This is a genomic window from Gemmatimonadales bacterium (assembly GCA_035502185.1).
Taxonomy (GTDB): domain Bacteria; phylum Gemmatimonadota; class Gemmatimonadetes; order Gemmatimonadales; family JACORV01; genus Fen-1245.
The window spans coordinates 1-21,704 of sequence record DATJUT010000030.1 but is presented as its reverse complement, the minus strand read 5'-3'; the positions used below and the strand labels follow the sequence as shown (position 1 = coordinate 21,704).

18 protein-coding genes and 1 tRNA gene are annotated in these 21,704 nt (G+C 74.8%); 5 read left to right on the top strand and 14 right to left on the bottom strand.

The window, feature by feature from the left end; genetic code table 11:
• The coding region (locus VMF70_03725; protein HTT67114.1) for a DegT/DnrJ/EryC1/StrS family aminotransferase at nt 1-226 on the top strand (226 nt) is incomplete at its 5' end.
• Between the two features lie 18 nt (nt 227-244).
• Nucleotides 245-1,576: a glycosyltransferase family 39 protein gene (locus tag VMF70_03720; protein ID HTT67113.1), complete on the top strand. Its 1,332-nt coding sequence runs from the start codon at nt 245-247 to the stop codon at nt 1,574-1,576.
• Here VMF70_03720 and VMF70_03715 read toward each other — a convergent pair.
• Genes VMF70_03715 through VMF70_03685 form a run of 7 tightly spaced genes read right to left on the bottom strand, consistent with a single transcriptional unit; the run spans nt 1,491 to nt 9,830 of the window.
• Nucleotides 1,491-2,729: a glycosyltransferase gene (locus tag VMF70_03715; protein HTT67112.1), complete on the bottom strand. Its 1,239-nt coding sequence runs from the start codon at nt 2,727-2,729 to the stop codon at nt 1,491-1,493. The genes VMF70_03720 and VMF70_03715 overlap by 86 nt on opposite strands.
• Complete coding sequence (locus VMF70_03710) at nt 2,726-3,835, bottom strand: glycosyltransferase family 1 protein (protein HTT67111.1); 1,110 nt, start codon at nt 3,833-3,835, stop codon at nt 2,726-2,728. Before VMF70_03710 ends, VMF70_03715 begins: the two co-directional genes overlap by 4 nt.
• Nucleotides 3,832-5,070, bottom strand: coding sequence for a glycosyltransferase family 4 protein (locus VMF70_03705; protein HTT67110.1), 1,239 nt, complete (start codon nt 5,068-5,070; stop codon nt 3,832-3,834). Before VMF70_03705 ends, VMF70_03710 begins: the two co-directional genes overlap by 4 nt.
• A complete protein-coding gene (locus VMF70_03700) occupies nt 5,067-6,203 on the bottom strand; it encodes a glycosyltransferase family 4 protein (protein HTT67109.1) in 1,137 nt (378 codons plus the stop codon). The genes VMF70_03705 and VMF70_03700 overlap by 4 nt, the downstream gene beginning before the upstream one ends.
• On the bottom strand, nt 6,200-7,315 hold the full coding sequence (locus tag VMF70_03695; protein HTT67108.1) for a glycosyltransferase family 4 protein: 1,116 nt from the start codon (nt 7,313-7,315) through the stop codon (nt 6,200-6,202). The genes VMF70_03700 and VMF70_03695 overlap by 4 nt, the downstream gene beginning before the upstream one ends.
• Nucleotides 7,312-8,391: a hypothetical protein gene (locus VMF70_03690; GenBank protein ID HTT67107.1), complete on the bottom strand. Its 1,080-nt coding sequence runs from the start codon at nt 8,389-8,391 to the stop codon at nt 7,312-7,314. The genes VMF70_03695 and VMF70_03690 overlap by 4 nt, the downstream gene beginning before the upstream one ends.
• Nucleotides 8,388-9,830, bottom strand: a complete 1,443-nt coding sequence (locus VMF70_03685; protein HTT67106.1) for a hypothetical protein — start codon at nt 9,828-9,830, stop codon at nt 8,388-8,390. Before VMF70_03685 ends, VMF70_03690 begins: the two co-directional genes overlap by 4 nt.
• A gap of 66 nt (nt 9,831-9,896) precedes the next feature.
• Here VMF70_03685 and VMF70_03680 point away from each other — a divergent pair, with 66 nt between their 5' ends.
• Both VMF70_03680 and VMF70_03675 read left to right on the top strand, forming a co-directional pair.
• Complete coding sequence (locus tag VMF70_03680) at nt 9,897-11,423, top strand: MraY family glycosyltransferase (GenBank protein HTT67105.1); 1,527 nt, start codon at nt 9,897-9,899, stop codon at nt 11,421-11,423.
• A gap of 14 nt (nt 11,424-11,437) precedes the next feature.
• The gene (locus VMF70_03675) at nt 11,438-12,535 is read left to right on the top strand and encodes a glycosyltransferase (GenBank protein HTT67104.1); all 1,098 of its coding nucleotides are present in this window, start codon (nt 11,438-11,440) and stop codon (nt 12,533-12,535) included.
• Here VMF70_03675 and VMF70_03670 read toward each other — a convergent pair.
• The 4 genes from VMF70_03670 to VMF70_03655 all read right to left on the bottom strand — a co-directional run bounded on the left by VMF70_03670 (nt 12,507) and on the right by VMF70_03655 (nt 16,648).
• The gene (locus VMF70_03670; protein HTT67103.1) at nt 12,507-13,712 is read right to left on the bottom strand and encodes a nucleotidyltransferase family protein; all 1,206 of its coding nucleotides are present in this window, start codon (nt 13,710-13,712) and stop codon (nt 12,507-12,509) included. The two genes, VMF70_03675 and VMF70_03670, sit on opposite strands and share 29 nt — an antisense overlap.
• Nucleotides 13,713-13,777: 65 nt before the next feature.
• Nucleotides 13,778-13,851: transfer RNA gene (locus tag VMF70_03665), tRNA-Val, on the bottom strand.
• Between the two features lie 84 nt (nt 13,852-13,935).
• The gene (locus tag VMF70_03660) at nt 13,936-14,814 is read right to left on the bottom strand and encodes an FkbM family methyltransferase (GenBank protein HTT67102.1); all 879 of its coding nucleotides are present in this window, start codon (nt 14,812-14,814) and stop codon (nt 13,936-13,938) included.
• Nucleotides 14,815-14,875: 61 nt separating this feature from the next.
• Nucleotides 14,876-16,648 (bottom strand): serine hydrolase domain-containing protein, encoded by a 1,773-nt coding sequence (locus tag VMF70_03655; protein ID HTT67101.1) that lies wholly within the window; start codon nt 16,646-16,648, stop codon nt 14,876-14,878.
• Nucleotides 16,649-16,877: 229 nt separating this feature from the next.
• Here VMF70_03655 and VMF70_03650 point away from each other — a divergent pair, with 229 nt between their 5' ends.
• Nucleotides 16,878-18,296, top strand: coding sequence for a serine hydrolase domain-containing protein (locus VMF70_03650; protein ID HTT67100.1), 1,419 nt, complete (start codon nt 16,878-16,880; stop codon nt 18,294-18,296).
• Nucleotides 18,297-18,311: 15 nt separating this feature from the next.
• Here VMF70_03650 and VMF70_03645 read toward each other — a convergent pair whose 3' ends face one another.
• The 3 genes from VMF70_03645 to VMF70_03635 form a co-directional block, all read right to left on the bottom strand.
• On the bottom strand, nt 18,312-18,617 hold the full coding sequence (locus VMF70_03645) for a DUF2277 domain-containing protein (GenBank protein HTT67099.1): 306 nt from the start codon (nt 18,615-18,617) through the stop codon (nt 18,312-18,314).
• A gap of 49 nt (nt 18,618-18,666) precedes the next feature.
• The gene (locus VMF70_03640) at nt 18,667-20,568 is read right to left on the bottom strand and encodes an Ig-like domain-containing protein (GenBank protein ID HTT67098.1); all 1,902 of its coding nucleotides are present in this window, start codon (nt 20,566-20,568) and stop codon (nt 18,667-18,669) included.
• Between the two features lie 218 nt (nt 20,569-20,786).
• Nucleotides 20,787-21,314, bottom strand: coding sequence for a nuclear transport factor 2 family protein (locus tag VMF70_03635; GenBank protein HTT67097.1), 528 nt, complete (start codon nt 21,312-21,314; stop codon nt 20,787-20,789).
• Nucleotides 21,315-21,704: the final 390 nt, after the last annotated feature.

Sequence of the window (21,704 nt, the reverse complement as noted above, 5' to 3'; positions counted from 1 at the left end):
CGACGAGCTGCGCGAGGAGCTGCGGCGGCGCAGCATCGGGACGCGGGCCTTCTTCCACCCCATTCACAAGCAGCCGGCCCTGCGCGGCCGGTTCCGCCGCACCGAGGCCCCGGTGGCCGAACGGCTCGCGGCCCGCGGGCTCTACCTGCCCTCCGGACCCGGTCGCACCGACGCTGAAGTGGACGAGGTGATCGCCGCCGTGCGGGAGCTGGCGGCCCGTCCCTAGACGTCCGTCGCCCCACCCATGACCTGCTGCCGGCGAGAGGTCCTCTGGCTGGTTGCCGCGGCGCTCGTCGTGCGCCTCGCCGTGCTCGCCCTCAGCTACGCCGCTCCTGGTGCGCTCGCGCTGCGGGACTACGGCCAGAACCGCGGCGCCTGCGCGTCACTGGGGCAGCTCGTCACCCGCCGCCCCCAGTGTGCCGTTCTGGCCGAGGACGAGATCGGCTACGACGCACTCGGCCGCAACATCGCCGCCCGCCGAGGCTGGCTGCTCGAGCAGGGCTGGGTGATCGCGCAGCCGGCGACGCCCACCGCCTACGGCGGGTTCCTCTATCCCGCGTTCGTCGGCGCGATCTACGCCGCCACCGGCGACGACGCGCTCGCGCTGTTCCTCGTCCAGTGCCTGCTCGGGGCCCTCGTGGTCGCCGGCGTCGCCGTCGCAGCGTTCCGGCTCGGCGACCGGCGCGCCGCGCTCGCCGCAGGCACCCTGGCCGCGATCCACCCCGGCCTCGCGCTCAACTCGGCGTGGGTGATGTCGGAGGCCCTGGCGGTTCCGCTCCTCCTCGGCGCCTACCTGCTGTGGGTGCGCTACCTGGAGCGGCCGTCCGCCGCGCGCGCCTGCGCGTTCGGCGCCGCCGCGGCCGCGGCGTGCCTCACGCGGTCGCCCGCGCTGATCGCGCTGGGCGCGATGGTGGTGCTCAGCCTGCCGCGGCGCGGCTTCGCCTGGCGGTTGCACGCGCGGCACCTCGCCGCGGCCCTGGTCCTCTTCGCCGCGTGCGTGGCGCCGTGGGCCGCGCGCAACGCGCGCACCTTCCACGCCTTCGTGCCGCTCGACACGAAGTCCGGCGCCGGCCTGTGGCTCAACAACCACCCGAGCCCGAATCCGTGGCGTGAGGTGTGGGACGCGAGGCCCGACGCGCGACCGGAGCCGGGACCCGTCCCCGGCCTGAACGAGGCGCAGGCCGACCGCTACTTCCGCGGCCTCGCCGCCCGGTACGTGGTGGAGCAGCCGCTGACGTTCGCCGGCGTTTCGGCGTTCCGGCTCGCGCTCGCGCTGGTGCCGGTGCCGCGCTACTGGGGCCGGTGGCCTGCCGCGCGGGCGGCGGCGGCGGCGCTCTACGTCGCGCTCACCTGGCTCGCGCTGGCCGGGTTGTGGCGGGTGCGCCGTCAGGCCGAGGGCCGCGCCCTGATCGGCATCGCCGGCGCGTGGCTGCTGATGATGGCGTGCACCGCGGTCGGCCTCAGGCACCGGCTGGCCGCGGAGTGGGCGTTCACGATCGCGGCGGGGCTGGCCCTGGCGGTGCTCCCGGTCCCGGGCCCGCGGCGCGCTTCAGCACCGCCGACACCTCCGCGCTGAACCGTTCGGCAGTGAAGCGCGCCTCGACCGCGTGGCGCGCCGCCGCCCCGAGCCGCGCCGCGTCGGCCGCCAGGCCGGCCACGATCCGCGCGCCGAGCGCGCCCACGTCGCCCATCGGCGTGAGCCAGCCCGTCACCCCGTCTTCCACGATCTCCGCGGGCCCGCCCGCATTGACCGCGATCACCGGCGTCGCACACGCCATCGCCTCGAGGATCACCCGGCCGAACGGCTCCGGCCTCGTGGAGAAGTGCACGACGAGGTCGAACTCCGGGTACAGCCGCCACGGATCGTTCTGGAAGCGGACGAAGTGGATCCGGTCGTTCAGCGACCGCGCCGAGGCGCCCCCGATGCTCGAGCGGCCCACGCGCCGCGCCAGCTCCTGCGCATACCCCCGCTCGGCCACGGTGTCGTAGATCGGCCCGCCCACGAGCACCAGGTGCGCGTTCGGCACCTGGGCCGCGACGCGCTCGAAGGCCTCGACGACCTGCAGGTGGCCCTTCCAGCGGGCGAACACGGCCGGCATCCCGATGAGCCGCGCCTCGTGCGCCAGGCCGAGCAGGTCGTGGACCCAGAAGGTCCGGCGCGCCGGCTTGAACCGCTCGGTGTCCACGCCGTTGAAGACCACGTCGGGGCGCAGCGACGGCGTGCGCCACGCCTCGCCCACGGACCGCGACACCGCGATCGCGGCGTCGGGGACCGCCGCGGCCACCGCGCGCCACGCGAAGCCGAGGCTGTCGGGCGGGAACTCGTGGAGGTGCCACACGCGCCGGTAGCCCCGGAGCAGCGCGCAGGCGAGGTGCGCCTTGAACCCGTTGGTGTACAGCACCCGCGGACGGCCCGGCGGCAGCAGCTCGGCCCGGTCGCACTCCGCCGCGATGGCGCGCGACCAGCGCCACATCCCGCGGCTGAAGCGGACCAGCGTCTCGGGCGAGCGCCGCAGCTCGCGCTGCGACAGCTCCAGGAAGTCGTCGGACGCCGGGGCGATCGCGATCCTGATGCCGTCCTCCCGCAGCCGCTCGCCGAGCGGCCCCTCCTTCGGCAGGATCACCAGCGGGTCCACACCGTGGTTCCGGGCGCGCGTGGCGAAGTCGCGCAGGACCCACTCGGAGCCGCCGAGGGCGGAGGAGACGGAGACGCAGGCGACGGGAATCAAGGACGGTTGGTGGGCTGCAGGTTGTAGGTTGTGGGCAGCAGCTCGGCGTACACCGAGCGGATCTTGGCCGCCACCGCGTCCCAGGTGTAGGCGCGCGTCCGCGCCCGGCCGCGCTCGACGAGCGTGCGGCGCAGGTCCTCGTCCCCCAGCACGCGGGCGAGCGCGCCCGCCAGCGCCGCGGGCTCGGGCTCGACGACCAGCGCCGCGTCGCCCACCGCCTCCGCCAGGCCGCCGGCCCCGCTCGTCACCACGGGCGCGCCCGTCGCCAGCGCCTCGATCGCCGGCACCCCGAAGCCCTCGTAGGTCGAGGGCAGCACCACCGCGTCCGCCGCGTAGTAGGCCGCGACCAGCGCATCCTCCGTCACCGAGGGCTCCTGGTGCACGAACGGGCCGACCCCGGCCGCGGCTGCCGCGTCGACGTGCGACCGCTCGAACCGCCCGCCGATCTGCACCAGGTGCGCGTCCACGCCCTCCCGGCGCAGGACCCCCAGCGCGCGGATCGCGGCCTCGACGTTCTTGCGCGGCACGCAGGTCCCGACGTTCAGCACCACGCGCGCCCCGGCCGCCCCCGCCGCGCCGAGCCAGGCGCGCCGCCGCGTGGCCACCGCTTCGTCCGACGGTCGCACCAGGAAGGTCTCGTCCACCGCGTGCGGGACAACCCGGATCCGCTCCGCGGGCAGGTCCAGCAGGCGCACGGCTTCCCCGGCCGTGAACGCGCTCACGGTGATCCAGCGGTCGGCCCGTCGCACCCAGTCCAGCACCCAGCCGAGCAGCCAGCCGCGGGCGGCGGCGCGCAGCGAGCGCCCCGCGCGCTCGATCACCCGCAGCGGCTGGAGATCGTGCACGGTGACGACGGAGGGCACGCCCGGAAACGACGCGAGGCAGTGGGCGTAGGAATGGTCCAGCACGTGGACCAGCGCCGGCCGGTAGCTCCACAGGGCCAGCGGGTAGAGGGCGTATCGCGCGACGTAGCGCGGCCCGCGCAGGGTGCGCGCCACGGCGGGCTGCGCGGCCTCGGGCAGGTAGCGGGCGAGCCCCGCCGCGTAGCGATCCACGCCGGCCCACTGCTCCAGCGCGAGGACCGGCACGGCCAGCACACCGCTCACCGCGCCACCGCCTTCCCGCCTCGGTCCGCCGCGCGCGCCCTCGGGCCGCGCAGCTCGGCGCCGGCGCCTGCCGCGGTGCGGCCGGCGACCTCCTCCAGCACGCGGCGCAGGTCGCCGAACGCCTTGGCGCGGCTCCACTCGCGCACGACGTACTCCCGGCCCGCGAGCGCCTGCGCGCGCGCCTCGTCCCGGTGTGCCGCGATCCAGAGCAGCTGCTCGGCCATCGCCGGCGCGTCGCGCCGCGGCGTCAACCGGCCGCGCCCCGCCAGCGTGAGCGCCATCCCGCCCACGGCCGTGGCCACCACCGGCACGCCGCAGGCCAGCGCCTCGAGCGGCGCCAGGCCGAGGCCTTCGGCCAGCGACGCCTGGGCGAGCGCGTCGGCCGCGCGATAGTAGTCCGCGAGGCCGTGCATCGGGTGCACGGCGGGTCGCGCGGAGACCCAGTCGTCCACGCCGGGCAGGCCCATCCCGTGCGCCAGCGCGAGGAAGTCCCGGTGGCCGCCGCCCAGGTTCAGCACGTACGCGTCGAGGCCGCGGGCGCGCGCGATGGACGCCGCCTCGAGCACGGTCTCGGGGTCCTTCTCGTGGCTGATGCGGCTCGAGAGGACGATCACGAAACGGTCGGGCGGCAGGTCGAGTTTCTCGCGCAAGGCCGCGCGCTCCGCCGCGTCGGCCGGGCGGAACAGGTCGGTGTCCACGCCGTAGTAGCCGCCCAGGACGCAGCGGGGGCAGTAGCGCGACGCCACGCCGCGCAGGTACTCGCCCAGCGCGACGCAGCGCGTCGCCATCAGGCCGTTGGCGCGCAGCAGGAAGCGGATCGCCAGCGCGCCGGCCAGCGCCTTCGCCGCGCCGATCTGCCGCCGCTCGCGCCGGCAGCGGAAGTACTCGAGGGGCGGGAGCGCCGTGAAGGTCACCACCGGCACGCCGCGCAGCCGACCGGCCAGGTTGGCGCTGAGCGCGCCGCGCAGCATCTCCTGCGCGAGGACGACGTCGAAGTCGCGCGCCACCCGGAGCAGGTGGCGCAGCGAGGCGAGCTGGAACGCCAGCCGCCCGCCGGAAATCGGCTGCACGGGAATGCGGAGGCCGGCCTCGGCCACGCGGGCCTGAAGGCCGCCCTCGGCGTAGGGACGCGCGGCCACGGCGAGCGTGAGATCGCAGATCTCGCTCAGCCCGACGACGAACCGGATGTCGGTGTAGCCCTCGACGAAGAACAGGACCCGGAGCGGAGGCCTCACGCGCCCGCCGCGGCGGCCCGCGCGCCGGGCACGGAACGCGGCGGGAGGCCGGCGGCCGGCGCGCCGGCGGCGGAGCGGTAGACCGCGAGCGTCTGGGCCGCGACCGAATCCCAGGTGAGGTCCCGCACCGCCTCGCGGGCGGCGCGCGACATCGCCGCGCGCGCGTCGCCGTCGTCGAGGATCCGGTCCACCGCGGCGGCGAACCCCGCCGCGTCCTCCGGGTCGGGGACCACGCAGCCGGACACGCCGTCGCGGATCAGGTCGGCCGCCCCGGCCCGCGCGCTGGTCACGACCGGCAGGCCGGACGCGAGCGCCTCGGCGATCACCATGCCGAACGGCTCGTAGCGGGTCGGAAACACGAACACGTCGGCGTCCGCGAACACCGCGGCGATGTCGGCGCGCGGCGGCTGGAGGACGACCCGGTCGGCGACGCCCAGCGACGCGGCGAGGCGCCGGTGGCGCTCGCGGTCGCCGCCGCCCACGGCCAGCAGCTCGGCGTCGTGCGCGAGCCGCGCCAGGGCGCGGATCGCCACGTCGAGTCCCTTCCGCTCGTACGCGCCCACGAACAGCAGCCGCGGTCTGGCGCGGGGTGCGCTCGCGGCGCGCCGCGGCGCGAAGGCCTCGAGGTCCACCGCGTTCGGCACCACGTAGACGGGCGCGGACAGGGGGCCGTAGTGCCGCTCGACCTCCGCGGCCGTGCGGCGCGAGACGGCGATCACGGCCGCGAGCGCGGGGTGCCGGTACGCCGCGCGCTCGTCGCGCACCGCCTGCGCCGAGACCAGCCGCTGGTACCAGCCCATGCCGGGGCTCAGCCGCCGCCACTCGGCGGCGCAGAACTGGGCCGTGACCACCTGCGAGCCGGGGAGCGCGCCGCCCACCGTGTGCACCAGGTCGTAGCGGCCCGCGCGCGCGAGGGCGCCGGCGCGGAGGCGGAACAGCGGGGCGGTGAGCAGCATCGGGCGGGCCGGCGCGCGCACGAGCCTGACGCCGACGCCGGGCGGCAGCTCGCCCTCGGCGCCGAGCGTGATGAGGTCGAGATCGAAGACGCGGCCGATGCGGCGGGCCAGCTCGAGCGCGTAGCGGTCCTGGCCGCCGCCGGGTCTGACGTGGTGGATGGCGAGCGCCACCCTCACGCCACGGCGTCCCGGTAGATGGCCTCGATGCGCCGCGCCATCCGGCCGGCGTCGAACCGCGCGCCGGCGGCCTCGGCGCCGGCCGCCGCGATCCGGTCGCGCAGCGCGGGATCGTCGTGCAGCGCGAGCAGCGCGGTGGCCAGCGCCTCGTGGTCGCCGGTCGGGACCAGCACGGCGGTCGTGCCCGGCTCGACGATCTCGCGCACCGCGCCCGCGTCGCCCGCCACCACGGCGGTCCCGGCGGCCATCGCCTCCACCACGGCGAGCCCGTAGCTCTCGGGCCCGTCGGGCACGTGCACCGCCACGTCCACGGCGCTCAGGGCATCGACGGTGGCCTCGGTCTGCCCGGTGAAGCGCACGCGGTCGGCGATGCCGAGCGAGGCGGCGAGCCGCTGCAGCTCCCCGGGGTAGTCGGCGTCGAGGCCGAACTGCGCGCCGCCGGCCACGATCACCCGCGCGTCGCCGCGCGCGTGGCACAGCGACTGCGCGGCCCGGAGCAGGGTCGCGTGGCCCTTGCCGCGCGCGAGCCGCGCGACCATCCCGACGAGGAACTCCTGCTCGCCGAAGCCCAGGCCCTTCCGGCCGCGGGCGCGACGGACGGCGCGCGGCTCCGCCGGGATGCGGGTGCCGGGATGCACGACCTCGATCCTGGCACGGCGCGGGTTGAAGCGGCGCTGGGCGCTGGCGGTGAGCACGGAGTTGGCGATGATGCGCCGCGCGGGGGTCAGCGCCGCCACCAGGCTCACCAGGTGGTGGAAGTCGGGCACGTCGTGCTGGAACCACACCGCGGGGATCCTCGCCAGGCGCGCCGCCGCGCCCCCGTAGGCGTGGCCCCAGGCCATCACGCCGTGCACCAGCTCGGCCCTGAGCTCCACCAGCCGCCGCGCCAGCCGGCGCTTGGCGCGGTTGGCCGCGAGCAGGTTGCGCATCCGGGGCGCGGCCAGCACCTCCGCCGGGACGCCGAGGCGCCGGGCCTCGTCCACCAGCGGCCCCTCGCTGAGGAAGATCGCCACCGGCTCCACCGCCTCCCGGCCGTGGAGCGCGAGCAGGTCCATGGTGACCCGCTCGGCGCCGCCGCGGGTCGCGTGGGGCACGACGTAGACGACTCTCACTTGGCACCACCCAGGTCGTTGAGCAGCTGCCGCGCCAGCACCTCGACGGACGCCTTGGTCCGGTAGCCCTGCGCCCGCGCCGCCGCGGCCGCGCGCTCGCCGGGGTTCAGCACCAGGCGCGTGAGCCGGGTGGCGAACGCCGCCGGCGTCTCCTCGCAGGCCGCCAGCTCGGCGAGCCGCGGGTCGAACAGGGGGCCGGTCGAGCTGACGGTGGGCACGCCGTGCGCCAGCGCCAGCATCGCCCCGCTGCGCCGCAGGGTGAGCCCGTCCACGTACGGCGCGGCGGCGATGTCGAGCGCGCGCATGATGCGGGTGACGACCTCCGGATCGCGGTCGGGCACGTGCAGCACCCGGGTGCCCGGCGGCGGATCGCGGAGCACCAGCTCGTCGCCGAAGCCGAACACGATCCACGCCACCTGCATGTGCCCCGCCAGCTTGCGGGCCGCCTCCTCGATCCACGGGCGGAGGAACCCCGCCGCCGAGGGGCTGAAGACCCCGATCGCGATCATCCCGCTCTGGAGCCCGAGCTTGAGGCGCGCGGCATCGCGGGTCAGGGTCGAGACCGGGAGCGTGGCGCCGATGGGCGCGAGCTTGACCCTCGCCCCCGGCGCGTAGCGCCGCGCGATCTCCACGTAGCGCGGCACCGGCGCGTAGACGAACGCGGTGCGGCGCAGCAGCCAGCGCAGCTGCCAGCGCATCGGCCAGCCGGTCACCAGCCATGGGAGCCGGGTGAAGGGCACGTACGGCTCGTGCAGCACCACCGCGATCCTGACGCCCGCGCGCCGCAGCCGCCACAGCGCCGGCACGAGCTGGGGCGCCACGCCGCGGCGCGCGAACAGGAAGGGGACGTACTGGATCACCACGGCCGTGAGCCGCAGCTCGCGCGCGACGCGCCCCACCCGCCACGGCGAGAGGCCGACGCGGCAGGGCAGCGGCGCGAACAGCGCCGGGTCGCCGTACCGTCCGAGGACCGCGGGTGGCCGGCCGAGCGACTCCAGCGCCCGGGCCAGCACCAGGGTATGGTCCGCCACGCCGCCCCGCACCGGCGGCAGGTCCGGGCTGTACAGGCCGATCACGGCGCCGCCAGGGCCGCCCGGTCCTCCGCGCCGTCCGCCTCGGCTGCCGCTTCGCCTTCCATCCGCCGCAGCGCCGCCAGGACGCCCGCGAGGAGCCAGAAGTACGCGAGCGTGGGGTTCGCCAGCAGCGGCTGCGAGCCCCACGAGATCACGAAGTAGGTGAAGAACAGGCCGGCGATGGCCGCAGCGGCGCTGGCCGTGAACGGATCGCGGGAGCGGCGGGCGAGGCGCACGGCGCCGCCGACGAGCCCCACCAGGATGATGGTCCAGATCACGACGCCCGGGATGCCGGCCTCGACGATCTCGTCGGCGAAGAAGTTGTCCGACCAGCCCACCTCGCGCTCGATCGCCGCGCTGCGCGGGTCGGCGGTGATCTGGGCCATGAAGGTGCCGGCCCCCGAGCCGGTGCGGCCCAGGCCGGCGCCGAACGGGTAGCGCACGGCGCGGTACCAGACCGCGGCCGGCGCCCCCTGCCGGGCCTCGAAATAGGTGCCGGTCTTGGTCATCGTGAGCAGCCGGTCCACCACGTTGCGCTCGCGCCAGATGTCGGGCGCGGCCGCGTACTTCTTCACCTGCTCGGTGGAGATGGGCGTGAGCCAGGCCTGGATGCCGGCGTACGCCGCGGCGCCCGCGAGGCCGACGAAGGCCACGCCCACGAGGCCGCGGCTCCGTCCCCGCGCCACCAGGAGCGCGGCCATCACCAGGATGGCGAGCGCGCACCCCATGATCATCTGGCGCACGCCCGAGACGATGAAGGTCCCCGCCGCGAGCGCGATCGTGATCCCGCCGAGCCAGCGCATCCACGGCCGCGGCTCGGGCGCCAGCAGCAGCAGCAGCGCCAGCGGCGTGGCGAGAAAGGCGAACACCGAGGCCCCGCCCGGCACGGCGCTGGTGCCGAACGGCCGCCACTCGTGGTAGAAGCTGATGTTCTGCCAGAACCGCGGCGACAGGTCGAGCACGCTCTGCGGGCCGGCGGCGTACTGCAGCAGGGCCGCGACGAACGGCACCAGGGCGACCGCGCTCAGCGCGGCGCACAGCAGCACGACGTCCCGCCGGCTCCGGACGACCGCCGCGCCGATGAAGTACAGCGGGATCATCGTGACGTGGGTCTTGAAGGCGGCGAGGCTCGGCAGCAGCCCCGGGCTGTACGGGTTCAGGGTCTCGAGCACGATCCAGGCCACGTAGGCGACGATCAGGCCGGTCCACGGCAGCCGCGGCAGCTGGGCCCTGCGCCCGACCACCGCCTCCAGGATCCAGACGGTCGCGACCCCGAGCACGATGAGGTCGATGCCGACGTGCACGATGCGGTTGTAGTCGGAGAGGAGCTTGAGGAGCCCCTCGATGCTCAGATAGGCGAAGATGACGACCACCGTCAGCAGCCGGCGCCCCAGCCAGATGCACAGGACGGCCACCGCCAGGGGGACAACGGCGTAGGTCACGCCCTAATATGGGGTTGCAGTTGCCCTGCCGCCACGTTAAGACTAGGCCCGCAAAGGGGACGCGCGATGCGCTCGTACCTGATCACCTTCGCCCTGGCCGCGGTGCTGGGGGTGCTCCTGACGCCGGTGGCTGGCCGGGTCGGGCGGCGCCTCGGCGCGCTGGACCGGACCGTGGAGCCGCCCGTGCCGCGGTTCGGCGGGCTGGCCATCGCCGCCGCCGCCGGCCTCGCGCTCGGGCTGCTGGCGCTGCTCTTCGAGCCGGTGCGCGCCCTGCTGGGCTATTCGCGCCTCGAGCTGGAGGCGGTGTACGTCGGCGGCGCGGTCGTCTTCGCCCTCGGCGTGGCCGACGACCTGCGGGCGCTCAAGGCCACGCCGAAGCTGCTGGCGGAGGTGGCCGTGGCCGCGGGGCTGTACGCGGCGGGCGTGCGCGCGTCCACGGTGTGGCTCCCGTTCGGCATCGTGGAGCTGGGCCGCGTCGCGGGCCTGCTGTTCACGGTCCTGTGGATCGTCGGCATCACCAACGCCTTCAACCTGCTCGACGGCATCGACGGCGCGGCCGCGGGGGCGGCGATCTTCGCGCTGCTCGCGGTGTTCTTCGCGTCGGTCCAGCTCGGCAACCCGCTGGTCGCGCTGCTCACGGTGGCGCTGGCCGGCGCCACCCTCGGCTTCCTGCGCTGGAACTTCGCGCCGGCGCGGATCTTCCTCGGCGATTCCGGCAGCCTGTTCCTCGGCTTCGTGCTGGCGACCCTCGCCCTGCGCGGGGCCACCAAGGGCGCCACCCTCGTGGCCATCGCCATTCCGATCGTGGCCTTCGCCCTGCCGGTGACCGACACCCTGATCTCGATGCTGCGGCGCGCGCTGCGCGGCGCGCCGATGATGACCGGCGACCGCGAGCACTTCCACCACCGGCTGCTGGCGATGGGGCTGACGACCCGGCAGGCGGTGGCGCTGCTGTACGTCGTGTCCGCCGCGTTCGCGCTGGCGAGCATGCTGTTCCTCAACCCCAACCTGCGCAGCCTCGCCGTGTTCCTGGCGATGCTGGCGGTGCTGGTGTGGTTCGCGGAGCGGCACCTGAAGGTGTTCGAGCTGACCGAGCTGGCGCGGATCGCCCGGCGCGGCTTCGTGCAGACGCGGGCGATCTCCTTCAACGTGGACGTGCGCAAGGCGGCCCACGACCTGGACCGCATCGGGAGCTGGGACGAGATCGTCGGCTCGCTGGCGCGGCTGTTCGACCGCAGCGAGTTCGACGCGGTGCGGCTGGTGCTCTACGACGGCGGCCCCGGACGGCCGCGCCGCGAGTTCCTGCTGGAGGACGGCGTGGTGCGCGAGCAGGCGGTGACGCCGCAGCCGGACGAGTGGGGCGTGCACCTGCCGTTCCAGCTCGGGGCCGCGGGCGCGGTGCGCGGCGAGCTGGCGGTGTTCCGCCGCTACGGCCGCCGCCCGCTGCTGACCGACGTGAACCTGCTGGTGGAGGTGCTGCGGCCGGCGCTGGCGGCCGCGGCGGGCCGGGTGGCGCCGCCCCCGCGGGCGGCGGACGCCGAGGGCGCGCCGCGCCGCCGGGCGACCGACGTCCCGCCGCCGGCGCGGCCGTAGCGGCCGCCGGCATCGTGCGGATCCTCGGCGTCGGCAAGTTCTACCCCCCGGAGTACCACGGCGGCCTGGAGTCGGCGGTCGCCGCGCTCAACGTGGAGCTGGTGCGCCGCGGCTGCGCGGTGACCTGCGTGGTGGCCGCGGCCCGCGGCCGCGGGAGCGTCGCCGACGTGGACGGCGTGCGGGTCGTCCGCGCGCGCTCCTTCGGCACGCTGCTCTCGCAGCCGCTGGCGCCGGGCCTGGTGTCCGCGGTGCGGCGCGAGGGCGCCGACCTCGTGCACCTGCACCATCCCAACCCGCTGGGCGACCTCGCCGTGCTGGCCGACCGGGCGCGAGCACTGGTGGTGACCCAGCACAGCGACGTGGTGCGCCAGCGCTCGCTGTGGCCGCTGTACGGTCCGGCCGTGCGGGCCGTGTTCCGGCGCGCGCGGTTCGTGGTCGTGGCCTCGGAGAACTACCGCCGCACCTCGCGCGAGCTGGCGGGATTCGACGCCAAGGTGCGGGTCATTCCCTACGGCATCGCCGTCGAGCGCTTCGCTCCCGGCCCGGGCGTGGCCGACCGGGCGAACGCCCTCCGGACGGCGTGGGGCCCGCGGCCCGTGGTGCTCGCGGTCGGCCGGCTGGTGGGCTACAAGGGCTTCGACGTGCTGCTCGCGGCGGCCGCCGGGCTCGAGGCGACGACCGTCGTCGTCGGAACGGGGCCCGAGGAGGCGAGGCTCCGGGCCCTGGCGCCGGCCGGCACCGTGTTCGCGGGCCGGGTGAGCGACGCCGACCTGCCCGCCTACTATCACGCGTGCGACGTGTTCTGCCTGCCCTCGGTGACCATCGCCGAGGCGTTCGGCGTGGTCCTGCTCGAGGCGATGGCGTGCGGCAAGCCGCTGGTGACCACGGCGCTCGCGACGGGCGTGACGGCCGTCAACCGCGACGGCGTCACGGGGCTCGTGGTGCCGACGGGCGACGCCGGCGCCCTGCGCGAGGCGCTGCGCGCGCTGCTCGCGGATCCGGCGCGGCGGCGGGCGATGGGCGAGGGAGGGCGGCGCGCGGTGGACGCGGAGTACACCGCCGCGCGGATGGCCGAACGCTATCTCACGCTGTACCGGGAGGCGGTGGGCTAGCCAGGCGCTTGCGGCGGGCGGGGTTGGCGGGAATCGAGAGGATGTGCGAGACCGCCAGCGCGCCGACGAAGGCCGCGTGGCGCAGCGTCACGTAGCCCCGCCTCAGCGTCGCGAGCACGCCCCGGCCCGGCACCGCCTCCGGGATCACGCGCACCGCACGGTCGAGCACCGCTCGCCACAGCCCGTAGCGGCGCGCCCGTTCGATCGTGGCTCCCCACGCGATGGCCTCCGAGACGCGCTCGGTCTTCCACTTGCGCCGGCCGATGGTGTCGCGCCAGCTCGCCAGCCTGAGGTAGCGGGGCAGGGTGGACGGCTCGACCTCGGCGGCGAGGATCGGCGAGAGGTGCGCGGCGTCGGCCACGGCCTCGAGCAGCGGCTCGGGGCGCGGGTCGGCGTCGAGGCGGCGGAGCACCTCGCCGAAGCTGAAGCCACGGGCGCGCGCCGCGAGCGTGAGGTCGAGCGCGGCCCGGAGCGAGCCGCTGCTCCACGCGTGGTTGCGCGCGTCGTGCACCAGGAAGTGCCAGAACAGGTCCATCGCCGAGGGCAGCAGCGCGCCGGGCACCGACGCCGGCTCCGCCCGCGCGAACCAGCCCTCCACGTCCCAGCCCTCGCCCCAGCGCGCCGGTCCCAGGCGCCAGTGCAGCTCCACGGTCTGCGCCGCGGGACCGATGAAGGTGTCGTGGTAGGGACGGAAGACCTCCGGCGCCGTGGCGTCGCGGGTCGAGCTGCGCACGAAGTCGAGCGACTCCAGCACCCACTCGGCCGGCTCGAGCTGGGCTTCGGGCACCAGGACGTCCACGTCGTTCATCCAGCGGATCCCGAGCGCCGGGGAGACGTTGCCCACCAGCAGCGCCGAGCCCTTGAGGGCGATGACCGGGATGCCGGCGGCGGCGAACTCGACGCCGATCCGCTCCAGGTCCGCGGCCTGCTGCACGCACTGGCGGCGGGCTTCCTCGTAGGCGTCGGCCGCGAGCTGCTCCACGTCGGGCGGCGCCACTCCCCTCAGGTCGAGCGCCGTCAGGGCCCAGCCCACGGCCGCGCCGACGCCGTCCCAGGTGAGCGCCGCGTACCAGGACTCCGGGCGCGCCTCGGCCTGCGCCCAGCGCTCGATGAGCTGCGTGTGGGCGGGACCGCCGTCCAGCGCGATCCGGAGCGTGCGCGCCAGGAGGCGGCGCACCTGAACGGGAGTCAGTCGGGAGGTCACCGGCGGTCAGTCACGGGCCGGAGCGGGGTGGTGAGGAATGGGCGGCACAGGACTCGAACCTGTGACCTCCGGTATGTGAGACCGGCGCTCTAACCAGCTGAGCTAGCCACCCGTGATGCGGTCCGCGGCGTCGTGCGCGGCGAACAAAGATAGATGCGGGCGGCGGCGCGCGCCACGGACGGAGCCCGTCCCCGGCTCACCTCGTGGACTCGTGCCCCGGCGCGGGAATCGCGACCACGTGCACGTCCCAGCGCGCCGATTCGACCGGCTCGCGGCCCTCGAGCGGCCGCGCGAGGTACTCGAGCTCGTGCATCAGCGCGGCGAACTCGCGGTTCTTGCCGTGCATCTCGCACAGCAGGATCGGGCCGTGCGCGCGCAGCGTGGCCGTCATCCCGCCGACCACCTCCAGCTCCGCTCCCTCGACGTCGATCTTCACCAGCGTGGGCGGCGGCAGCGTGCCGTTCGCGAGCAGCTCGTCCACGCTCACGAGCCGCACGGTGATCGCGGCCGGACGGGCGGCGTCCGCCGCGCCCTGGCCCGCGGCCGTGCCGGCGGGCTCGCCGGTGCGGGTCGCGAGCCTGGCCCAGGTGGGTTCTCCGCCCAGCACCAGCCCGGCGGTGCCGGCCGCGGCCGCGACCGCGGCGTCGATCACCGTGACGTTGTCGAAGTGGTTGAGCGCGATGTTGTGCCGCAGCGCCGCGAGGTTGGCCGGCAGCGGCTCGAACGCGACGACGCGACCGGTGGGCCCCACCAGGCGCGCCGCGAGCACGGTGAAGAAGCCCACGTTGGCGCCGATGTCGTAGACCACGTCCCCCGGCCGGAGTCGCTCGGCGAGCGCCTCCTGCAGGACGGGCTCGGTCGTGCCGAGCGCGTAGCCGGGGTTGGCACCGCCCGGGTTGAACCTGAGGCCGGCCGCGGCGCCGTGACGGATGGTCACGTCGCGCTGGCGCAGCCAGGTCGAGCCGATCCGCACCAGCCGCCGCTGGAGGGCGCCGGCCCACTGCCATGCGCCGATGCGCCGCAGCCAGCTGGGGGGCAGGGCACTGACCAGGCGATACGCGAGCCGGCCGAGCATGCGTGGAATGGTAGGCGCTACCGTGGACCAGGGCGAGGTCGCGGCAGCGAATGGTGCCGGCCTACCGATCCACGACGTCGAAGTCGGTCACCAGCCCCTCCGCGGTGAGGTGCACGAGGAGGTACCGATCGCCCGCCGACGTCGGCATCCGATAGTACCGGACCCGGGCCACGTCGCCGCCGTGGCGATGGAGGCCGCGGCCGGCAACGTCGGTCTCGCCGACGTAGGTCAGAGGTCCCGAGCGGTCGAGCGCCGAGCCGATCCCGGCGCCGAAGTCCTGCTTCGCGCCGGGGGTCACGTCGCGCGCCTCCGCGAGGGCGCTGCCTCCCTGATGCAGAGCGTCCAGCGCGGCGGCGATCCGGCCGGCGAGCGCCGGGTCCGGGTCCGCGACCGGTGCGACGGTGCTGGGCAGGGGAGCGATCCGCGGCATCCGGTGCTCGCGCCCGTCCGCCGATGTCCAGACGACGGCCCCCACCGCGCCCTGCCCGTCGCGCGCGACGACGAACCGCGCCGGCCGCTCCGACGATCCGAACCGCGTGCTGTCGATGGCCAGGAACGCTTCGTCCGGGAGCCCGTCGACCAGGGTCTCGAGACCGTCGCCCCGCGCATCGGGGGCCAGGGTGATCATCTGGTTTTCGGCCGCCTCGTAGTAGCCCGCGTACTCCGCGAGCAGGGGCGCCGCGACGGGTGTGCCCCGCGTGGCCGCCGGATGACCCGCCGCATCGTCCATCGGCCAGCCCCAGGCGCGCGCGATGTAGTCCAGCAGGCGCCCCATGAACCGCGAATTGTCGTTCGCGTTGATCATGATGGCCGCGCCCTGGCCTGTGTGCGCGAAGGCCACCAGCTGCGCGTCGAACCCTTCGTCGCGGCCGCCGTGCGAGAAGCGCAGTGCGTGCCCGCTGCTGTCCACGATGATGCCGAGGCCGCTCGGGGCCTTCTGGACCGTCAGGTACTGCCGCGCCATGGCGGGCGAGATCACGCCGTGGCCGCGGCCCGCCAGCGTCTCCTGGATCTCGATCGCGAACCGGGCGAGGTCGGTGGGAGTGGTCCACAGCCCGGCCGCCGCCATCTCGGGGTACACGTGCCAGCGACCACGCACCGGGGTGCGGTCGGCGTAGTAGCCGCCGGCGTTGAGCGCCGCGCGCGCCGCCGTCGGCGGCTGCTCGTACGAGCTGCTCGTCATCCCGATCGGCCCGAGCACCGTCTGTTGCATGAACCGGGGGAACGGCGTGCGCGTGACGTCGATCACCAGCTCCTGCATGATGGTGAAGCCGCCCCCCGAGTACCGCCAGATCGCCCCCGGCACCGTGTCCACCCGGATGGGGGGCGTGTTGGCGGGGGGCGCGCCGTCGAGCACCTGGACCAGTGAGGGGACCGGACCGGCCGTGTCGTAGCCGGGGAACCCGTGCACCGTGACGCCCGCACTGTGCGAGAGCAGCCGGCGCAGGGTGACTTTCTCCGTCGTGGTGAACCGGTTCCCGGGGACCTTCCAGCCCTCGAGCTGCGCGTTCACGTCGCCGTCGAGCGACAATCGCCCCGCCTCCACCAGATGCAGTGCCGCCAGCGCCGACACCGGCTTGCTGATGGAGCCGGCCTGGAACAGCGTCGCCGTGGTCACCGGGGCGCGCGTGCTGTCGTCGACCACGCCATAGGCACGGGCGGCGTCGATCCGTCCGTTCTGGATGATGGCGAGCGAGAGGCCGCGGATGTGGCGCCGCGCCATCTGGGCCTGCACGTACGCGTCGAGACTGTCGAGGCGGGAGGCCTGGGCGCGCACACCGGAGGCGGGCACGGCACAGACGAGCAGGAGCAACGCCAGTCGCGGAAGCCGCATGGATTCCTCGGAACGCCGGAGTGGTTCGTGGGCTCGAGGTCGTGAGCCGGGCGATTCGCTTCGTGGCAGGGACGCCCGAAGATGCGCGGCGGCGAGCCGGAGGGCAACGACGGGCCGTTCCGCGCCTGGCGGACGCGCTCGCCGCGGCGTATCGTAGCCCGACACCCGTCACCTGGCCGTCACCGTGACCGATTCGCTCGCCCGGCTCCGCGCGCCGGATGGTCTCAGGATGAGAGGGCGCAAGCCGGCCCGATTCTTCCGGCGGGCCGCCGCGCTCCTCCTGGTATTCGTTCCCGTCGCGGCGGACCCCGCCGTCGGACAGGGTCTGCCTGCCGCGGCCGTCGTCCGTGCTCGCGTGGACTCGCTGGCCCGTGCGTTCCTCGACACGCGCCAGACGCCGGGACTCTCCATTCAGGTCGTCCGCGGGCCCGACACGCTGGTGCGGGCCGGCTACGGCCTCGCCGACCTCGAGCAATCGGTGCCGGCCTCCGCATCCACGCTCTACGAGATCGGCTCGATCACCAAGCAGTTCACGGCGGCGTCGGTGATGCGCCTGGTGGAGGCGGGCAAGGTCGTCCTCGACGACTCGATCGCCGCGTACGTTCCCAATCTCCCCGTGGCGTGGCGCCGGGTGACGGTGCGCCAGCTGCTCAACCACACGTCCGGCATCCCCAGCTACACCGACATCGGCGAGCGGTGGATCCGCCGCTGGCGCGAGGAGATGCCGCCGGACACCCTGGTGGCGCTCACGGCCGGAGACTCGCTGTGGTTCAGCCCGGGCAGCGACTGGCGCTACGACAACGGCGGCTACGTCCTCCTCGGGATGCTGCTCAATCGCCTGACGGGCGAGCCGTACCCGACCTACCTGGAGTGGCGGCTCGTGCGACCGCTCGGCCTCGTTCACACCTGGTACTGCGACTTCAACCGCGTGCTCCCCGGGCGGGCCCCGGGCTACGAACGCGCTCCGGCCGGCTGGCGTCACGCGGATTACCTCGCCATGACGCAGCCCTACTCCGCGGGGGCGCTCTGCTCGACCGTGGGCGACCTGGCACGCTGGAACATCCTGCTCGCGACCGGCGGCGTCATCACGCCCGCGTCGTACCACGCGATGGCCACGCCCGACGGCGCCGCCGCGGCGCACCACTACGGCTTCGGCCTGTTCGCGGACACGCTCGGCGGGCGCCCCATGATCCAGCACGGCGGCGGGATCAACGGGTTCGTCAGCGCCAACGCGTACTTCCCGAACGACGCGTTGTCGGTGACGGTCCTGACGAACTCGGGCGCCGCCAACCCGGGCTACCTGATGCGGAACGTGGCGCGTGCCGCCCTCGGCCTCCCGCTCGACCGACCGCCGGCGCCGGTCGCACTGTCCTTCGCGGAGCGCGCGCGCTACGCCGGCCGCTACGAGATCGTCCGGCCGGGCGGAGCGCCGATCGGCGTCACCGTCACCAACGCAGCGGATACCCTCACGCTCCAGGTCCGAGCCGACCGGATCGCGCTGATCCCGTATGGACACGACACCTTCGGCGAGGCGGACGATCCCTCGGCCCGCATCGTCTTCACGCTGGACGGGCCGCGGGCGAGCGGCTTCAGGCTCGTCACCGCAGGAGACACGCTGCAGGCGCGACGGACGGGCGACGCGCCGTAGCGCGTCGGCGTCCGGCTAGTGCGGATGCGGATGCGGCGCCCGGGTCGCCTCGGGCGCGCCGAAGCGCCTGGCGGCGCGGGCGCGGAGCTTCGCGGCCTCGACGTCGCGGTTGCGGTAGGGCGCCGTGGTCACGAGCGAGCCGAGCAGCGCACGCACCGCCGCCGCCACGTCGTCCACCGCCCGGTCGAAGGCCGCCTGGTTCGCGGCCGACGGCTTGGTGAAGCCGCTCACCTTGCGGACGAACTGCCGCGACGACGCGCGGATCTCCTCGTCGGTCGTCGGCGGATCGAAGTGGTAGAGCGTGCGGATGTTGCGGCACATGGGTCGGGCGCTCCCTCGCTCGAGTTCCTGACGCGCGCCCGCGGGCGCGCTACTTGCCGGCCGGACGCCGCACGGCCCGCACCACCGCGAAGCCCTTCACCGACGTCCCCCGGACCGTCGCCGTCAGCGTGTCCTCCCCCGCCTGCGATCCCAGCGTCCAGCGGGTGGCCGCCTCGCCCTTCTCGTCGGTCATGACCCTGCCGGGCGCGACGGTGCCCGCCGTCGTCGCGAACGCCACCAGCACGTCGGGGATCGGGTTGCCGTAGGCGTCGCTCACGGCGAACGCCACGGGCCTGGGGAGGGCCCGTCCCGCGGCAGCGCTCCGCGGAGCGCCACCGGGGACGACGTTCGCCGGCTCCAATGGATGCGCCTTCGCGCCCACGCGGACCGGCGGACCCCCGGGCGGTCGCAGCTCGAGCCACTGCGGTCCCGCCTGGCGTCCGAGCGTCCAGGCGAACGACGCGCGACCGGCCGGGTCGGCGACCACCAGGGTCTCCGCGACGCTCCCGCTCAGGGCGATCGCGCGGAGCGCGGCGCCGCCGACCACGTTGCCGGAGCTGTCGGTGAGACGGACCACGATCGGACGCCTGAGCGTCGCGCCGACCGCGGCGTCCTGGTCGGCGCCGCTCACGATGGCGGCCGACGCCGCGCTGCCCGGCAGCGCGGTCGCCGTGACCGTGAACGGCGGCATCGTGCGGGGATTCCCGACCTGGGCGCGCACGCGCTGCGACCCGGCCCGGCGCCCCAGCGTCCAGCGGGCCCATGCCTGGCCGAGCGAGTCGGTCCGGGGCGCGAGCGCCTGGACCGAGCCCCCGTCGAGCGCGGACCACGCGACCGGCACGTCGGCGGCGGCGGCCCCGCTGCTGTCGGTGACCCGAATGCCGACCGGAGCGGCGAGTGTGGCGCCGACCTGGCCCTGGGCCACCTCGCCCGCCGCCTGCACCCGCGTGTTGGCGGGCACCGGATCGGCTTCGGCCGTGACTTCGACGGTCGTGTCGAGCCCGGCCACGGTGACGTCCAGGTGCTGCGGTCCCGCCTGCGGCCCGAGCGACCACGCGGCGTGCGCCCGGCCGTCGCGATCGGTGGCGGCGGTCCCCGGATCCACCGTGCCCTGCGCGTCCTCGGTCGCGAAGGAGACCGCCGCCCCCGGCACGGGCCTCCCGCTGCGGGAGAGCACCTGGACCGTGACGGCCTGCGGCAGGCGGCGGCCGGCGCTCGCGCGCTGATCGCCGCCGGTGACCAGGCGGGCGGAGCCGGCGGCGAGCGAGACCTCCGAGGGGATGCTCGCCGTGTAGCCCTCGATCGCGGCGGTGAGGGTGGTGCGGCCCGGCATCCGGGCGCTCGCGCTTCCCGACGGCGTGATCGCGACGATCGTGGTGTCCGCCGACTCCCAGCGGACCGTCCGCCCGGCGACCAGGCGGCCGCGCGCATCGAGCGCGCGCGCCAGCAGCTGGACGCCGCCGCCCTCGGGGAGCCGGACGATGGTGTCGCGCGCGATCGCCACGGAGCGCACGCGCTGCGAGACGGTGACGCGGGCGCGGCCGACGTGATCGTGGACCGACGCGGTGACGGTGGCGGCGCCGGGACCGCGCGCCACGACGGCGCCGGACGAGTCCACGGTGGCGACGGCGGAGTCGTCGCTCGCCCAGACGACGTTCGCGCCGGAGATGGTCGCGCCGTGCTCGTCCGTCACGGTGGCCGCCAGCTGCAGCGTGTCGCCGATGGCCGCCAGCGTATCGTGGGCAGGGGCGAGCACCACGCGGCGTGCCGCGAGGTTCGCGAACCCTGCGCCGGCGGCCCCCAGCCACGGCGTGAGACCGAGACTGCGGGCGTTCACCAGGATACCGATGATCGCCGCCACCGTGGTGAGCGCGACGGCGATCCACTTGCCGGCATTGCTGACGTGCTTCGGGCTGGGGACCAGCTTGCTGACGGATCGCCTCAGTTCCATGTCGGGCCGCCTAGGCGCGAGGCCAACAGGAGATGGCACGACGGTGCCGTGATGTCACGGACTGCACCCGGCAACTGAGGGGGGTAGCTCTCCCCTAAACTGCACAACTCCGGACCACTTGGTCAAACGAGGGAGGCGGACGGGTATTTCGTTCCCTGCATTCAGAAGGGCCCGGCGCATTGCCGGGCCCTTCGGGTCAACGGGTGGCCTGCGTCGGCCTAGTGCTTCTTCGCAGCGGGGGCTGGCATTGCTCGGCTCGAAACGCCGATATCTGCGAAGGCCAGCCACTGCCCGTTCACTTTCCTGTACGCGGTCACGGAGTAACCTGTGTCGGGGAACATCGCCGCCATCCCCGGGGGCGCGTGCGGCCCGGGCTGGAAGGTCTGTACGTAGGTGTACCACTGCACCGCCAACGGGCCGTTCGCCTCCACGCTAGTGGTGGTGACGGTGCATTGGAACGATCCGTAGCTCAGGTACTTGGCGAGCACGGCCTGAATTGCCGGCCGGCCTTTGACTGCAGGCTGGTTGGGCATCATCAGCACGGCATCTTCGGCGTAGAACATCGCGAGCGAGTCCGCCCGGCCAGCGGCCGTATACCGGCAGTCTCGGTCGAGGCCAGCCTGAAGAACGGTCCTGGCCGAGTCCGACTCGGCCTTCATGCGGGCGGCCATCTGCTCGGGGGTCTCGGGCTTCGGAGCGCAAGCGGCGAGGGCGAGCAAGGTGACCGCGACGAGACTGCGGGTCATGCCTTCCTCCGGAATTGCGGTCGCGGGCAAATGTACCCCGCGCCGAACCACTCGCCAGCCAATGGCGAGGGCTGCCGTCGGTATTATCCCGCCGCCCGCGCATGGCTGCGGCGGGAGCCGACCGCTTGGGACACGGTGAAGTGCGCGGTGGCCAACCATCGGCACGGCAGCGATGATTACCCGCGTGCCTCCCCGACATGTGGTCGTCATCCTCGCCGCGTTGGCGGAGCAACTGCGGTGGCGATAGGTGATGGCCGAATTCGCGCGTGAGGCTCTGGGCTGGAACGAGTGGTTCGCCTCGCAATCCGGCCGCTGTCGCGGGAATGACAGCTTCGCACGCGTTGCCGCGGTTGATCGTGACCAGCTCCTGCTGCTCGGCGCACCCGGCTT